Consider the following 16,053-nt stretch of genomic DNA (forward strand, 5'->3'; position numbering starts at 1 on the left):
AACCGCTATTGATCAACAAGAGTCAGCAGTCATGCAACGTATTCCGTGCGTTCTCATGCGGGGCGGTACCTCCAAGGGCCCCTTCTTCCATGCCAGCGACCTGCCCAGCGATCCCGTCCAGCGCGACGAGATGCTGATCGACCTCATGGGTGCCGGCCACGAGCTGGAAATCGACGGCATCGGTGGCGGCAGCCCCCAGACCAGCAAGGTCGCCATCATCAGCCCCTCCAGCCATCCCGCTGCCGACGTGGACTACCTGTTCGTACAGGTGATGGTCGCCGAGCGCCGCGTCGACACCGCGCCCAATTGCGGCAACATGCTCTGTGCCGTCGGCCCCTTCGCGGTGGAGCAGGGTGTGGTCCCGGCCCGGGATGGCCAGACCCTGGTACGCATCCGCAACCTGAATACCAATAGCTTCGTCGACTCCCTGGTGCAGACGCCCGGTGGCCAGGTGCGCTACGAGGGCGACACCGCCATCGACGGCGTACCCGGTACCGCGGCGCCGGTGCAGCTGACCTTTCTCGACGCCGTGGGCAGCAAGACCGGCCAGCTGTTTCCCACCGGCCAGGCCACCGATGTCTTCGACGGCGTTCCGGTGACCTGCATCGACATGGCCATGCCGATGATGATCGTCGAGGCCCGTCACCTGGGGGTGACCGGCAGCGAGCGGCCGGCCGAGCTGGACGCCAACGCGGCGTTGCTGGCGCGCTTGGAAGCCCTGCGCCTGCAGGCCGGCCGGGCCATGGGCCTGGGCGATGTCAGCGGCAAGGTGATTCCCAAGCCGGTACTGGTCTCCCGGCCGCAGCACGGCGGCACCCTGCAGGTGCGCTACTTCATGCCGCACAATTGCCATCGGTCCCTGGCCATCACCGGCTCCATCGGCCTGGCCACCGCCTGCGTCACCCCGGGCACCGTGGTAATGGCGCTGCTGGGCGAGGGCGCGGCGGACCTGACCCGGGTGCGCCTCGAGCATCCCAGCGGCGGCATCGACGTCGTCCTGTCGCGCGGCGGCGCGGACGGCACTACCATCCAGGCGTCGGTGGTCCGCACCGCCCGCCGGCTATTCTCCGGCCATGTCTATGCGCCCGTCGCGCGGAGGCTCGCCGGCTGACGCAAGAGCCTGTTCAGAATCTGCTGCGCGTCGGCCAAACCGCGTTGAAAAGGGCTTCGGAATGCTCATTTACCACTCGTAAACTCCGCTTCCTCAGCCCTTTTCGCCTTGTTTGGCTCTAGCTCGCGAGATTATGAACAGGCTCTAAGAATCCACCCCCACCAGCGCATCCACACAACTTCAATAAAGGGTGATGCCTCATGAAACTCGCCAAATCGCTGTATTTCCAGATCCTCTGCGCCGTGGTGCTCGGGGTGTTGGTCGGTCACTTCTGGGCGCAACAGGCGGTGGCGCTCAAGCCCCTGGGTGACGCCTTCATCAAGCTGATCAAGATGATGATCGCCCCGGTGGTGTTCTGCACCATCGTCACCGGTATCGCCGGCATGACCGACAAGAGCAGCCTGGGTCGGCTGATGGGCAAGACGCTGCTGTTGTTCCTGGTGCTCACCGTCATCAGCCTGTTCATCGGCCTCGGCGCGGTCTATCTGTTCCAACCGGGTGCGGGCATGAACATAGACCCGGCGACCCTGAGCACCGCCGGCATCGCCCAGTACACCGCCTCGGCGGCCAAGCTCAGCGTGGTCGACTTCTTCCTGCACATCATCCCCGACACCTTCATGGGGGCGTTCAACAAGGGTGAGGTGCTGCCGGTGCTGTTCATCGCCGTGCTCTGCGGCTTCGCCCTGTCGTCCATGGGCGAGCGCGGCAAGCCGGTGCTGAACGTGCTGGAATCGGCGTCGCAGATGGTCTTCCGCATCTTCGGCTACCTGATGCGCTTCGCGCCGGTGGGGGCCTTCGGAGCGCTGGCCTTCACCGTCGGCCAGTACGGCATCACCTCGCTGGGCTCCCTGGCCAAGCTGATCGCCACCCTCTACATCGCCTGCGCCTTCTTCGTCTTCGTGGTGCTGGGCGCGCTGTGTCGCTCGCGTGGTTTCAGCCTGTGGCGGCTGCTGCGCTACTTCCGCGAGGAATTCCTGGTGGTGCTGGGCACCTCGTCCACCGAGCCGGTGCTGCCGCGCATGCTGCAGAAGCTCGAAGGCCTGGGTTGCAAGAAGGGCGTGGTCGGCCTGGTGTTGCCCACCGGTTACTCCTTCAACCTGGACGGCACCGCCATCTACCTGTCGCTGGCGGCCATCTTCATCGCCCAGGCCTGCAACATCGACCTGACCGTCGGCCAGACCCTGACCATGCTGGCGATCATGCTGCTGTCCTCCAAGGGCGCGGCCGGGGTCACCGGCAGCGGCTTCGTCGCCCTGGCCTCGACCCTCACCGTGATCCACGACATTCCCCTCGCCGGCCTGGCGCTGCTCATCGGCATCGACCGCTTCATGTCCGAGGCCCGCGCCCTGACCAGCCTGGCCAGCAACGCCGTGGCCACCGTGGTGATCTCGCTGTCCGAAGGTGCCTGCGACCGGGAGCAACTGCTGCGCGCCCTGGCCAGCGGCAAGGCCGAACCCCTGGCCATGCCCGATGCCGACTGGGCCGCGCCGGACGTGCGTCCCCACGCCTGATCGCGCCAACCCCTCCACCGCTGTAGCCCCACCTCCGCGTCGTCAGCTGGCCGGAGGAGGGGATCGGCTGGCCCGCGTCTGGCCAGACCCACAACAAGAACAAGGGATACGCTCATGCTCGCACTCCTCGGTTTGATCATGGTGGTGACCTTCACCTACCTGATCATGAGCAAACGTCTGTCGCCCATCGTGGCGCTCACCGTGGTGCCCATCGTCTTCGCCGTCATCGGCGGCTTCGCGCCCACCACCGGCAAGATGATGCTCGACGGCCTGAAGATGGTGGCGCCCTCGGCGGCCCTGCTGCTGTTCGCCATCCTCTTCTTCGGCCTGATGATCGACGCCGGGCTGTTCGACCCGTTGATCCGCAAGATCCTCAAGCGAGTCAACGGCGATCCGGTGAAGATCGCCATCGGCACGGCGCTGCTCTCGCTACTGGTCGCCCTGGACGGTGACGGCACCACCACCTACATGATCACCTGCGCCGCCATGCTGCCGCTGTACAAGCGCATCGGCATGGACCCCATGGTGCTGGCGACGGTGTCCATGCTCTCGCTGAGCATCATGAGTGGCATGAGTCCCTGGGGCGGTCCGGCGACCCGCGCCATCGCCGCCTTGGGCCTGGATGCCACGGCCTATTTCATTCCCATGCTGCCCACGGTGATCGGCGGGGCGGCCTGGGTGGTGTTCACCGCCTTCCTGCTCGGCCGCCGCGAGCGCGCCCGCATCGGCAACATCAGCCTGGCGAGCGGTGGGGCCAATGGCGGCAAGTGCTATATCGAAGAGATCCTCGGTGATTCGCCGACCAAGCGGCCACGCCTGGCCTACGTCAACCTGGTGCTGGTGATCGCGGTGATGACCGCCCTGGTCATGGGCGTGATGCACGCGGCCATCCTGTTCATGATCGGCTTCGTGCTGGCGCTGATGATCAACTATCCGCAATTGGAGCTGCAGAAGGAACGCATCCTGGCACACTCGGGCAATGCCATGACCGTGGTGCTGCTGGTGTTCGCCGCGGGCATCTTCGCCGGCATCTTTTCCGGCACCAAGATGGTCGACGCCCTGGCGCAGACGCTGGTGGACTGGATTCCACCGGCCTGGGGCCACTGGTTCCCGCTGGTGGTGGCCATCACCAGCATGCCGCTGACCTTCGTGCTGTCCAACGATGCCTACTACTTCGGCGTGGTGCCCATCCTGGCCAATGCCGCGGCGGCCTATGGCATCGACCCGGTGGAGATCGCCCGCGCCTCGGTGCTTGGTCAGCCGGTGCACCTGATGAGTCCGCTGGTGGCCTCCACCCTGTTGCTGGTGGGCATGGTCGACCGCGACATCGGTGACTTCCAGAAGGCCACCGTCAAATGGGCGGTGCTGACCTCCCTGGTCATCACCGCCATCGCCTTGCTCACCGGCGCCATCTCTTTCTTCGTTTGATTCGCCTGGGGAAACGGTCCGCGCTTGCGTGCCGGCTCCCCAGCGACCTCGCTTCGACAACAACAAGAGAATTCCAATGTCCCGACTCCTCAAGAGTGGCGCGGGTTGCGCCGCCCTGTGCGCCTGCGTGCCCTTCGCCGACGCCGCCGGCTTCCTCGAAGACAGTAAGCTCAAGCTGCAACTGCGCAACGTCTACTTCAACGAGAATTTCCGTGATGAACAGGGCCTGAGCGCTCGTGCTGCCGCTACGGCGAAGAGCGAACGCACCGAATGGGCCCAGGGGTTCCTGCTGGACTATCGCTCGGGTTTCACCCAGGGCACCCTTGGCTTCGGCCTGGACGCCCTCGGCCTGCTCGGGCTGCGCCTGGATTCCGGGCGCGGCCGCAGCGGTACCGGGCTGCTGCCAGTGCACAGTGACGGGCGGGCGGCGGCGGAGGCCAGTTCCTTCGGCGCCACCGCCAAGGTCCGGCTGGGCAAGACGGTGGTCAAGCACGGCACCCTGCTGCCCAAGACCCCTGTGCTGGTCTACAACGATGCCCGCCTGCTACCCCAGACCTACCAGGGCACCCAGGTCACCAGCGACGACATCCAGGGCCTGACGCTGACCCTGACCCACCTCGACCGCTTCAAGCTGCGCGATTCCACCGACAGCAACGGCCTCTTTCCCGACGGCTACAGCGGCGGTCAGTCCGGCAATTTCAGCTACGGCGGTGCCGAGTACCAGCTCAGCAAGACCCTGAGGCTCAGCTACTTCCACGGTGAGCTGAACAACTTCTATCGCCAGGATTTCGCCGGCATCCAGCATGACCTGCCGCTGGCGGGGGGCGTGCTGACCAGCGACCTGCGCTACTTCAAGAGTCGCGACACGGGCGCGGCCTACGCGGGAAAGATCGACAACGCCATGCTCAGCGGCCAACTGACCTACACCCACAGCGGCCATACGGTCGGTGCTGGGCTGCAGAAGCTCAGTGGGGACGCGGGCCTGCCCTACATCAGTGGCGCTACCGTCTATTCCTTCGGCAACGTCGGCATCGGCAAATTCATCGAGGAAGACGAGAAGAGCTGGCTGCTCAGCTACGCCTACGACTTCAAGGCGGTAGGGCTGCCCGGGTTGACCTTCATGACGCGCTACATCAGTGGCGACAACGGCCGCTCCGGCAGCGAAGGCCTGCACGAGTGGGAGCGCGACGTGGAGCTGGCCTACGTGGTGCCCAAGGGCTCGCTCAAGGGCTTTGGCGTCAAGCTGCGCAACTATGTCTATCGCGCCGACTTCGCCCGCGGCCGGGACAGCAATCGCCTGTACCTGACCTACGACCTGGCGCTCTGGTAGCGCCAGGGGAGGAGGGGCGCCGTGCGGGCGCCCCCGTCGGGCTCACTGGGCGGGAATGGGCTTGAGGCCGCTGTCCTCGATGGCCTTGGCGGCGTCCTTGGAGGCCAGGTACTTGAGCAGGGCGCGGGCGGCGTCAGGATGCTGGCTGCGGCTGACCACGGCGCCGGAATAGAGGGTCATCTTCTGCGCCTGGTCGGGAATCAGGCCGACGATGTCGATGCCTTGCACGGGCTTGAGTTCGCTCAGCTGCTGGAAGCCCAGCTGGGCTTCGCCACGAGCCACCACCTCGCCGACGGGCACGGCGGGGATCATGCGCGCCTTGGCGTTGAAGGCCTCGCCGAGCTGCAGGCGCGGAAAGAGCACGCGCGACAGGTAGACCCCGCTGGCGCTGTCGGAATAGGCCACCGACTGGGCGTTCTCCAGGGTCTTCTTGAAGGCGTCCATGGTGGAGATGTCCGGCTTGGGCGCACCCTTGCGCACCGCCAGGGCGATGAACGACTGCCCCAGGTCGACGCGGCTGTCCTTCACCGCCTGCCCATCGGCGATCAGCTTGTCCAGTGCCGAGCCCACCATCAGCACCACGTCGGCCGGCTCCTTGCGCGCCAGGCGATTGGGGATGGCCTGGGGCGTATCGCCCATGGACGGCGCGGCAGCGATCTCGAGTTTCACCCCGGTGGCCTTCTCGTAGGCTGGAGCCACCTCGCGGATGGCGCCCATGATGCCGCCCGAGCTCAGGATGGTGAGGGTGGTAGGCTGCGCAGCGAGCAGCGGGGTGGTGGAGGCCAGCAGCAGGGCGCCCAGGGCGAGGGAGGGTAGACGTCGGAACATGGCAGAGACTCTCGATGGAAAAGACCGACGATAGACCTCGCGCGCGGGCTTGGCGCGTGAGTCCGGATGAAAAAAAATTTAGTTTACCGACCCTGGGGTTTTCCCTAGGGTGTGCGGTCCGCTGAACCGGGGACGAGATCGAGAGGCAACCATGACCCAGGCTTTGGTCATCGAGGACGATGAGGTGACCGCCCAGTCCATCGCCAGCGCCCTGCGCGCGCAGGACTACCAGGTGCGCTGGGAAAGCACCGGACGCGACGGCCTGGCTGCCGCCATCGCCGGCGGCCACGACATCATCACCCTCGACCGCATGTTGCCGGACTTCGACGGCCTGACCATCGTCAGTACCCTGCGCGGCCTCGGCATCGCCACCCCGGTGCTGATGCTCAGTGCCCTGTCCGACGTGGACGAGCGGGTCCGCGGCCTGAGATGCGGCGGTGACGACTACCTGACCAAGCCCTTTTCCCTGGTGGAGATGGTGGCACGCCTGGAGGCCCTGCTGCGGCGGCCCGCGGCCCAGTCCGCCAGCCACCAGTTGCGGGTGGGCGAGCTGACCCTCGACCTCATCGACAACACCCTGACCCGCGCTGGCGAGGCCATCGTCCTGCTGCCCACCGAATTCAAGATCCTCACCTACCTGATGCGCAACGCCGGGCAACTGGTGACCCGCACCATGCTGTTCGAACAGGTCTGGGGCTATCACTTCGATCCGGGCACCAACATCATCGATGTCCACATGGGCCGCCTGAGACGCAAGATCGAACGGGCCGGGCGGCCGCTGGTGCATACGGTACGGGGAGCGGGTTATGTCCTCGTCGTCCCGGACTAGGCGCTGGCGTTCGGGCAGTAGCCGCCTGCTGGCCCTCTATGCGCTGTTCTTCGCGGCCTGGGGCGCGGTGTTCACCGGGGTGCTCTACTGGCAGATCTCCGGCTATCTGGGCGCCGTGGCGGAGCGCACCCTGCTGCAACGGGCGCACTACTACGGCAAGGTCGCGGACGCCGACCTGCTGGGCGAGCTGCAGGCCAGCGAGGTCTATTCCATGCCCGGCATCGACGCCTACGGCCTGTTCGAGGCCGACGGCCGCTACCTCGCCGGCAACCTGGTGAAGCTCTTGCGCAGCCTGCCGGACGACGGCCGGGTGCACTATCTGCAGCGTGGCCTGAAGACCACCGATGCCCTGGACGAAACCCGCAGCAGCCATGCCTTCCTGCAACGCCGTCCGAACGGTCGCCTGCTGGTGCTGGCCCGCGACGGCGGCTCCATCTCGGCGGTGGGCGGCATCATCGGCCAGGCGCTGTTCTGGGGCCTGTCGCTGACCCTGATCCCGGGCCTGATCGGCTGGCACCTGCTGCGTCGGCGACCCTTGCGGCGGGTAGAGCGGCTGCAGAGCAGCCTGGAACTCATCGTCGCCGGCCACCTGGAAGAGCGACTGCCGCTGTCACCGCGCCACGACGAGCTGGACATGCTGGCCGATGCGGTCAACACCACCCTGGCCCAGCTGGAGCGCTCGATGCACGAGGTGAAGGGGGTGTGCGATGGTATCGCCCATGACCTGCGCACCCCGCTGACGCGGCTGCGCGCGCGGTTGCACCAGCTGCAGCAACTGCCGCTGGCCGACCCCCAGGCCGAGAGCCTGGGCGAGGCGCTGGCCGAGACCGAGGCCATCATGTCGCGCTTCCAGGGACTGCTGCGCATCTCCGAGCTGGAGGACACCCGGCGGCGCATGGCCTTCGCCCCGCTGGGCCTGGCCGCGCTGTTGCGCCAGGCCCATGAGTTCTATGAGCCCATGGCCCAGGAAAAGGCCCAGACCCTGACCCTGGAACTGGCCGCTGACCTGCCGGCGGTGCAGGGCGACGCGGAGTTGCTGTTCGAGGCGCTGGTCAACCTGCTGGACAATGCCGTCAAGTTCGCCCCGGTAGGCGGCCGGGTGCGCCTGGTCGCCAGCGCCGTCGGGGCCGGGCTGCGCATCGAGGTCATCGACGACGGCCCCGGTATCCCCGAAGCCGAGCGCGAGAGCGTGCTGCGCCGGCTCTATCGCGGCGATGCCAGCCGCCAGCAGCCCGGCTACGGCCTGGGGCTGTCGCTGGTCGCCGCCATCGTGCGCTTGCATGGCTTCAGCCTGAGCATCGAAGGGGCGGAGCCGATGGGCGCCCGGGTGGTCATCGCCAGCGGCGCCTGAGGCGACGGCGCCTAAATTTTTCTTCATTTTTCTTCATTTGAGTCCGGGGCCGGGCTTGCCTAGGGTGGCGGGCCTTCCTGCTGAACTGGATGCGCCACCCGTGAAACACCCCTTCCTCCGCCTGGGTCTCGCTGCCCTCTGCCTCGCCTGGCTCGGCCAGGCGGACGCTGTGCCCACCGCCGATGCCCTGATTCCCTCGCCACCCCAGCTCTCGGCCAAGGCCTGGGTGCTGCTGGACGGCACCACCGGCCAGGTGATCGCCGAGGAGGATTCCCACGCGCATCTGCCACCGGCCAGCCTGACCAAGCTGATGACCGTCTATGTGGCGACCCGCGACATCCAGGCCGGGCGGCTCAAGGTGGATGACCAGGTCACCGTCAGCGAGCACGCCTGGCGTACCGAAGGTTCGCGGATGTTCCTCGACCCGCGTAGCCAGGTCTCGATCCACGACCTGCTGCAGGGCATCGTCATCGATTCGGGCAACGACGCCAGCGTGGCCCTGGCCGAGCACATCGCTGGCAGCGAGGAGAGCTTCGCCAGCCTGATGAACGCCACCGCCCAGCGCCTCGGCCTGCGCGACAGCCATTTCATGAACCCCACGGGGCTGCCCAATCCCGAGCACTTCTCCTCGCCCTACGACATGGCGCTGTTGGCTCGTGCCATCATCCAGGACGAGTCGGCCTACTACGAGCTCTATGCCAAGAAGTACTTCACCTGGAACGGCATCCGCCAGCCGAACCGCAACCTGCTGCTCTGGCGCGACCACACCGTGGACGGCCTCAAGACCGGCCATACCGAGGCGGCCGGCTATTGCATGGTGACCTCGGCGCAGCGTGACGGACGCCGGCTGATCACGGCGGTGTTCGGTTCCACCTCGCTGAACAACAGGGCCGCCGATACGCAGAAATTGCTCACCTACGGCTTCCGCTTCTTCGACAACCAGACCTTCGACAAGGCCGGCGTCGCCCTGGGTACCCCGACGGTGTGGGAGGGCGAACGCTCCACCCTGCCGGTAGGGGTGAGCCAGGACGTGGTGCTGACCCGGCCCAAGGGCCAGCACGAACCGCAACAACGCCTGGTGCTGGATGAGCCCCTGGTGGCACCCATCGCCCAAGGCGACGTGGTGGGGCGCCTGGAGCTGGTGGATGGCGACCGGGTACTCGAAGCCCGGCCGCTGGTGGCCCTGGCCGCGGTCGAGCAGGGTGGTTGGTGGGCGCGCTGGCCGCAGCACCTGTATCGACTGGTGCTGCACTGGCTGGGGCGTCTCTGAGCCTGGCTGCCGGGGTCAGGCATCGCGCCCCAGGTGCTCACGCAAGAAGCCATTCATCCGCGCCAGGGTCCAGCGCACGCTCGGTAGCACCCCGAGCATCTCGATGAAACCATGGATCATGCCCGGCAGCTCGTGGTACTCCACGGTGTTGCCGGCCTTGATCAGCGCCTGGGCGTAGAGGCGGGCGTCGTCGCGCAGGGCATCGCACGCGGCGCCAAAGATCAGCGCCGGCGGCAGATCGGCGTGGGAGGGCGCATAGAGGGGCGATACCCGCGGGTCCAGGGTATCCGCGTCCTTGAGGTACAGTCCGGAAAAGTAGTCCATCAGCGGACGCGTCAGCGGCGGCACCTGGGCATTCTCGATGCGAGAGGGGTGATCCCAGGCCGTGGGGGTGTTGTCGACGCCGGGATAGATCAGCACCTGGGCCTTGAGCGCGAGCGGTCCTTCGCGCAGGTGCAGCGCGGCCATGGCGGCCAGGCCACCCCCGGCGCTGTCGCCGGCCACGGCGACACGCTCGAGATCGAGATTGAAGGCTCTGCCGGCCTCGGCCAGCCAATGCAGCGCGGCCAGCACATCGGCGGGGCCGGCGGGTGCCGGATGCTCGGGGGCCAGCGCATAGTGCACGGCGAGCACCGCGCAGCCGCTGCCTAGGGCGATCTGACGACAGAGCGAATCGTGGCTGTCGAGGTCGCCGATCACCCAGCCGCCGCCGTGCAGATAGACCACCACCGGCGTCGGCGTCTCGTCTACGGCCTGGGGCCGATACAGGCGCAGGGGGATGGGGCCCAGCGGACCGGGCGCGGCCAGCTCCTGGACACGAGCCACGGGAGCGGCCGGCAGGCCAAGGGCACGATTCATCTGCACATAGGCGGCGCGCGCCTGCTGTGGCGTGAGGCTTTCGATGGGCGGTCGGGGCTGGGCGGCCAACTGCGTCAGCAGGCTGGCGACCTGGGGATCGAGGCGCGCGAAGGCGTCGGGCATGGGGCTTCTCCGTAGGTGTTCTGGGCGCCCGCGTGGACGCCGGTTCGCCGCCAGCCTCGCCGCAGGCCCCCTGGCCGGTCTATCGATCAGATGAACGATGGCGCTTACCGTGAGATTCCTGCACCACGCGGCCGTTGCTCCTGTAGAACCTGCCTATCCTGCATCTGAACGATAGCCGAGCGGCATCGGTACGGTAGACTCGGACCCAAGCCAGGCCCCGTTCGGGGGCCGGCACCCTACCCAAGACAATCAAAACAAAGGGGGTAGCATGGCCCAGTCAGCCACCCGTTCCAGCAGTGTGCCCGCCGAGGTGGTGGCACGCTTCAGCCAGGTCGTCCTGGCCTTGCAGTCCCGTCTGCGCGGCGGGGCCATCACCGAATTCCATGCCCAGGCCCTGGAGCAACTGCAGCGCCTGGTCGCCTTCGACAAGGCCTGGTGGGGCAACTCCACCTGGCGCGACGGGGTGCCGGTGGCGCATAGCGCCTTCTTGCTGGGTCTGCCCGCCGCCTATCCCCGGGAATGGGACGCCCTCAAGACCCAGGATCGCGAGCTGGGCGACCTGCACCAGGTGCAGGGCCGCTGCCAGGTGTTCGATTGCCATGACGAGACGGCTTCACCGGCCTTGGCCGCCCTTGGGCGCCGCCATGGGCTGGCCCAGGGCCTGCGCATCGTGCTGACCGACGACCAGACCCGCCTGGGGGTGCACCTGACACTGTTCCGCGACGACCGGGCCGCGCCCTTCACCGCGCTGGAATGCCAACTGCTCGAATGGCTGATGCCGCATCTGCTGCACGCCGAGCGGGAGAGCTGCCTGCGCACCCTAGCGACGCTGCGGGATAGCCAGGGCTGCTTCGACGAGCTGGCTCTGGCGGTGGGCGATCGCTATGGGGTGCTGCTGTCCATGGAGCCCAGTTTCGCCGCCTTGCTGGCCGCGGAATGGCAGGGTTGGCAGGGCAACCGCCTGCCGCCTGGCTGCGAGCCCCAGGACACCTACCAGGGTCGCACCCTGCAACTCGAGGCCCAGCCGCTGGGCGATCTCCAGCTGCTCAAGGCCCGCCGGCGCAGTTCGGCGGAACGCCTGAGCGCCCGCGAGCTGGAGGTGGCCCAGTGTTTCGCCCTGGGCCAGACCTACAAGGAAGTGGCCCGCACCCTGGGGATGGCGCCGGCCACGGTGCGCCACCACCTGAGGCGTATCTACGAAAAGCTCGGCGTCAATCGCAAGGCGCAGATCGCGCAACAGGTCGCGGCCGCACCCGCCTGATCCCCGCCTCTCCCTGACCCTCCCGCCAAGACCGGGCGCCCAGCGCGCCTGGTGAGGCCGCGCTCGCCCGCTCGAAAGCCAAGGAGTTCTACCATGTCGCGCTCGCCCGGAAGTCTGACTCGCGCCGCCGTCCTGTCGCTGGCTGCCCTGGCCGCCACTGCCCAAGCCACCGAAAAGGGTATGCCGACCACCGCCGCCGGGGTGCAGGATTTCGGCGCCGGCTTCATGCCGCCGTCGACGCCCTTCGGCACCCTGGGCATGCGCATCAGCGACTACCAGGCGCGGGTGATCAAGGACAGCCGCGGCCGCGACGATGGCAACGACTTCAATATCAACGTCCTGGCCATCGGCCTGGCCTATCTGCGCATGACCGACCAGCAACTACTCGGTGCGCGCTACGGCTTCGGTGCCGTGTCGGTGTTCTTTCGCATGGACGCCGACCTGGGCATCAACGCTGGCGGCCAGCGGGTGTTCAGTGACAGCGCCGAACTGTTCCGCCCGGCGGATATCCAGCTGATTCCGCTGATCCTCGACTGGCGCCCGGCACCGGGGGTGGGCATCAACACCCAGCTATCGATCCAGGCGCCCACCGGTGACTACGACAAGGATCGTCTGGTCAGTCCCGGCACCCATCATTGGACCGTCTCGCCCATCCTCAATGCCAGCTACATCAGCCCGAGCGGGCTGGAGCTGTCGTCCAGCTTCCAGGTCGACATCAATGCCCGCAATCCGGCCACCGACTATCGCAGCGGGGTGGAGTATCGCCATGAGTTCGCCGTGGGTCAGCACGTCGGCGACTGGACCCTGGGCCTGGGTGGCTACTACTACCGCCAGCTCAGCGATGACGACGCCCCTGGCCTGACCCGGGGCAATCGCGCCCGGGTGGTGGCGCTGGGGCCGGCGCTGAGCTTCTTCCGGCCCAGCTCCGGGTTGCCGGCCATCTGGCTGCACGCCTACAAGGAATTCGATGCCCGCAACCGGGCCGAGGGCTATACCGTGGCGCTGCGCTTCGGAGCCAGTTTCTAACCGGGTGCGCTAACTACCCATCAGATCCCGTACGCGGCTGGTGAAACTGTCCACGGCGAAGGGCTTGGTCAGGACCTCCATGCCCGGGTCCAGATGGCCGTTGCCGATGGCGGCATTCTCCGCGTAGCCGGTGATGAACAGAGTCTTGAGGCCCGGACGCGACTGGCGGCCGGCATCGGCCATCTGTCTGCCGTTCATGCCACCGGGCAGGCCGACATCGGTGATCAACAGGTCGAGGTGAACGTCCGATTGCAGGATCGTCAAGCCGGTCAGGCTGTCAGCCGCCTCGATGACGGCGTAGCCCAGGTCTTCGAGGATATCCACCACCAGCATCCGTACTGTCGGTTCGTCGTCGACGACGAGTACCGTTTCGCCCTGGGCGGTAGCGGCCAGGTCCAGGCGGGTGGCCAGGTCTTCCGCGCTCGTTGTCTTACCGAGATAGCGTGGCAGATAGATGCACAGGGTGGTGCCCTGGCCGACCTCGGAATGGAACCGTACCTGGCCGCCGGACTGGCGAGCGAAGCCATAGATCATCGACAGCCCCAGGCCGGTCCCCTGGCCGATGGGCTTGGTGGTGAAGAAGGGCTCGAACACCCGGGCCGCGACCTCGGGCGGGATGCCCACGCCGGTATCCGTCACGCACAGGGACAGGTACTGGCCTTCCGGCAACTCCAGGGCGCGGGCGGTCTCGCGGTCCACCCAGCGATTGGCGGTCTCTATGATGATGCGACCGCCCGCGGGCATGGCGTCGCGGGCATTGATGCAGAGGTTGAGCAGCGAATTCTCCAGCTGACTGGGGTCCACCAGCGCGGGCCAGAGCCCCGTGGCGCCGACGGTGTCCACCTGGATGCCAGGGCCCACGGTGCGCTGGATCAGCTCGGTGAGACCCTCGACCAACTGGTTGACGTCCACCGGCCGCGGCGCCAGGGTCTGGCGACGAGAGAAGGCCAGCAGCCGGTGGGTGAGGGCGGCGGCACGCTTGGCCGCGCCCTGGGCGGCTACCAGGTAGCGGTCGAGATCGCGCAGGCGACCCTGGGCGATGCGGGTCTCCATCAACTCCAAGGCGCCGGAAATGCCGGCCAGGAGATTGTTGAAATCGTGGGCGAGACCGCCGGTCAACTGGCCGACCGCTTCCATCTTTTGCGACTGCCGCAGCTTTTCCTCGGCCTGCATCAGTTCGTTGGTGCGCTCGGCCACCCGTGACTCCAGGGCTTCGTTGAGGGCGCGCAGATCGGCCAGCGCCTTGTCACGCTCGGCTTCTACCGCGCGTCGTTCCTCGACGTCGATGAGGACGCCGGGAAAGCGCAGCGGGGTGCCGTCGGCGGCGTGGTCGACCCGGCCGTTGGCCTCGATCCAATAGTAGCGGCCGTCGGCCCGGCGTACCCGGTACTGGTGGGCGTAGAGGCCACCCCGCGCCACCACGGCCTCGATGGCGGCGGCGAGGCCGGCTTGATCATCCGGGTGTACCGTCGCCACCACCTGGGCCAGGCTCAGGCCATCGCGACCCAGGGCCGGATCGAGACCGAAGGAGCGGGCGAAGGCTTCGTCGACGGTGAAGCTGTCGGTGGGCAGGTCCCAGTGCCAGGTGCCGATGATGGCCCCGGCGGAAAGGGCGAGTTGTACCCGCTCGATGTTCTCCCGCGCCAGGGCTTCGCTGGCGCGCAGCCGCTCCTGGGCATTACGGCGCTCGGTCACGTCGCTGAAGAGGATGGCGATCTGGCGGTCCTCCGGATCGCCCACCCGCACGGCACGCACGTCGAACCAGCGCTCGAAGGTGTTGGCATAGTTCTCGAAGGTCGCCGGCTCGCCGGTCTTGGCCACGTGGCCATAGGTGTCGAACCAGAATTGTTCGAGGTCCGGGGCGAATTCGGTCACCCACTTGCCACGCAGGTTGACCCCGGCCTGGCGTTCGAACGCCGGGTTGGCTTCCAGGAAACGGTAGTCGATGGGCTTGTCGTCGGCGTCGAACTTGACCTGGACAATGGCGAAGGCCGAACCGATGGTCTCGATGATGGCGCGAAAGCGCTCCTCGCTCTTGCGCAAGGCGGTCTCGGCGGTTTGCAGCTGGCTCATGTCGAGCATGGCGCCGATCATGCGCAGGGGGCGGCCGTAGGCATCGCGAATCACCCGGCCGCGGTCGAACACCAGGGCATAGGAGCCATCGGCGCGGCGGAAGCGGTACTCGTCGGTCCAGACCCGCGCATCGCCATCGATCACCGCGTGGATGGATTTATCGATCCGCAGGCGGTCGTCCGGATGGATCTGCGCGAGCCACCAGGCGCCCGTGGGCTCCACGGTCTCCAGCGGATGGCCATAGGCGGCGGTCAGGGCTTCGTTCCAGAGGATCTGCCCGTTGGTGAAGTCCCAGTCCCAGATGGCGTCGTTGGTGGCCTCGGCGACCAGCCGATAGCGCTCCTGGCTTTCTTTCAGGGCCAGGCCGGCCAGGTGTTCGACGGTACGGTCGCGCAGGATCTTGACGAAACCCAGGGGTTCGCCGTCGTCATCGATGAGGGACATCATCTCGCCCGAGGCCCAGAAGCGTTGGCCGTCCTCGCGCAGATGCCAGCGTTCGTCCAGGGCGCTGCCGTCCCGCAACGCCTTGGCCATCTCGTACTCACCGCGATTATTGGCACTGTCTTCGGGGGTGAACAGGCGCGACGAATCCTGGCCGATCATGTCCTGGGCGCTCCAGCCGGTGACCTGCTCGGCGCCCGGATTCCAGTCGGTGATGCGGCCCTGGCGGTCGCTGACCACGATGGCGAACTGGGTGGTGCTTTCCAGCACGGCGCGGCTGCGCGCCTTGGCCCGGGTGCTGGGCGAGGCGTCAGCGGCCGCTGCGCGGACCGTCAGGTCCTGCACGGCGGCGCGCAGGCGCAGGACTTCTGCCTCGAGGGCCTCGCGGGTCAGCGCAGCCAGGGGTACCTCACTCATCTCGCAGGATTTCCTCGGGGGTGGCGTTGGTAACCTCGTTCGACCGCAGAAACGCCAGAGTGTGGCTGCGCCGGCGGCGGCGCGAAGCGCTTGCCGCTCATCGGCAAGCGGCGTGAAGCTTGGATCAAGCCTAGCCGCTAGCGCCGCAACCCTCAGCGAAACCGCGGTCTGGCGCACATTGGCGGGGTAGAGCGGG

General features: G+C 67.3%; 12 protein-coding genes. 9 read left to right on the forward strand and 3 right to left on the reverse strand.

What is annotated here, in order from left to right; all coding sequences use genetic code 11:
* The first annotated feature begins 31 nt into the window (after positions 1 to 31).
* From RND78_RS15025 to RND78_RS15040, 4 genes are all read left to right on the forward strand, one after another.
* Entirely contained in the window at positions 32 to 1,111 is a 1,080-nt protein-coding gene (locus RND78_RS15025; RefSeq protein ID WP_312729872.1) for a 4-oxalomesaconate tautomerase, read from the forward strand.
* Positions 1,112 to 1,311: 200 nt separating this feature from the next.
* Positions 1,312 to 2,622 carry a C4-dicarboxylate transporter DctA gene (dctA, locus tag RND78_RS15030; protein ID WP_312729873.1) on the forward strand — a complete coding sequence of 437 codons (1,311 nt, stop codon included), beginning with the start codon at positions 1,312 to 1,314 and terminating at the stop codon, positions 2,620 to 2,622.
* A gap of 114 nt (positions 2,623 to 2,736) precedes the next feature.
* Positions 2,737 to 4,050 (forward strand): citrate:proton symporter, encoded by a 1,314-nt coding sequence (locus RND78_RS15035; RefSeq protein WP_312729874.1) that lies wholly within the window; start codon positions 2,737 to 2,739, stop codon positions 4,048 to 4,050.
* Positions 4,051 to 4,126: 76 nt separating this feature from the next.
* Entirely contained in the window at positions 4,127 to 5,380 is a 1,254-nt protein-coding gene (locus RND78_RS15040; protein ID WP_312729875.1) for an OprD family porin, read from the forward strand.
* A 42-nt stretch (positions 5,381 to 5,422) separates the two neighbouring features.
* On the opposite strand, the gene RND78_RS15045 is transcribed toward RND78_RS15040, so the two are convergent.
* Positions 5,423 to 6,208: a substrate-binding domain-containing protein gene (locus tag RND78_RS15045; protein ID WP_312729876.1), complete on the reverse strand. Its 786-nt coding sequence runs from the start codon at positions 6,206 to 6,208 to the stop codon at positions 5,423 to 5,425.
* A 151-nt stretch (positions 6,209 to 6,359) separates the two neighbouring features.
* Here RND78_RS15045 and RND78_RS15050 point away from each other — a divergent pair, with 151 nt between their 5' ends.
* The 3 genes from RND78_RS15050 to RND78_RS15060 all read left to right on the forward strand — a co-directional run bounded on the left by RND78_RS15050 (position 6,360) and on the right by RND78_RS15060 (position 9,658).
* Positions 6,360 to 7,037 carry a response regulator transcription factor gene (locus tag RND78_RS15050; RefSeq protein ID WP_312729878.1) on the forward strand — a complete coding sequence of 226 codons (678 nt, stop codon included), beginning with the start codon at positions 6,360 to 6,362 and terminating at the stop codon, positions 7,035 to 7,037.
* A complete protein-coding gene (locus RND78_RS15055) occupies positions 7,015 to 8,388 on the forward strand; it encodes a HAMP domain-containing sensor histidine kinase (RefSeq protein WP_312729880.1) in 1,374 nt (457 codons plus the stop codon). The genes RND78_RS15050 and RND78_RS15055 overlap by 23 nt, the downstream gene beginning before the upstream one ends.
* 100 nt (positions 8,389 to 8,488) lie before the next feature.
* Positions 8,489 to 9,658 (forward strand): D-alanyl-D-alanine carboxypeptidase family protein, encoded by a 1,170-nt coding sequence (locus tag RND78_RS15060; protein ID WP_409457054.1) that lies wholly within the window; start codon positions 8,489 to 8,491, stop codon positions 9,656 to 9,658.
* A 15-nt stretch (positions 9,659 to 9,673) separates the two neighbouring features.
* Here the strand turns inward: RND78_RS15060 and RND78_RS15065 are convergent, their stop codons facing one another.
* Positions 9,674 to 10,639, reverse strand: coding sequence for an alpha/beta hydrolase (locus RND78_RS15065; RefSeq protein ID WP_312729882.1), 966 nt, complete (start codon positions 10,637 to 10,639; stop codon positions 9,674 to 9,676).
* A 268-nt stretch (positions 10,640 to 10,907) separates the two neighbouring features.
* On the opposite strand from RND78_RS15065, the gene RND78_RS15070 reads away from it, so the two are divergent.
* The gene (locus RND78_RS15070) at positions 10,908 to 11,900 is read left to right on the forward strand and encodes a helix-turn-helix transcriptional regulator (RefSeq protein ID WP_312729885.1); all 993 of its coding nucleotides are present in this window, start codon (positions 10,908 to 10,910) and stop codon (positions 11,898 to 11,900) included.
* 93 nt (positions 11,901 to 11,993) lie between these two features.
* Positions 11,994 to 12,926 (forward strand): transporter, encoded by a 933-nt coding sequence (locus tag RND78_RS15075; RefSeq protein ID WP_312729887.1) that lies wholly within the window; start codon positions 11,994 to 11,996, stop codon positions 12,924 to 12,926.
* A gap of 9 nt (positions 12,927 to 12,935) precedes the next feature.
* Here RND78_RS15075 and RND78_RS15080 read toward each other — a convergent pair whose 3' ends face one another.
* Complete coding sequence (locus RND78_RS15080) at positions 12,936 to 15,857, reverse strand: PAS domain S-box protein (protein ID WP_312729888.1); 2,922 nt, start codon at positions 15,855 to 15,857, stop codon at positions 12,936 to 12,938.
* Positions 15,858 to 16,053 lie beyond the last annotated feature (196 nt).

Source organism: Pseudomonas oryzihabitans, from assembly GCF_032027545.1.
In the GTDB taxonomy this organism is placed as follows: Bacteria; Pseudomonadota; Gammaproteobacteria; order Pseudomonadales; family Pseudomonadaceae; genus Chryseomonas; species Chryseomonas oryzihabitans_F.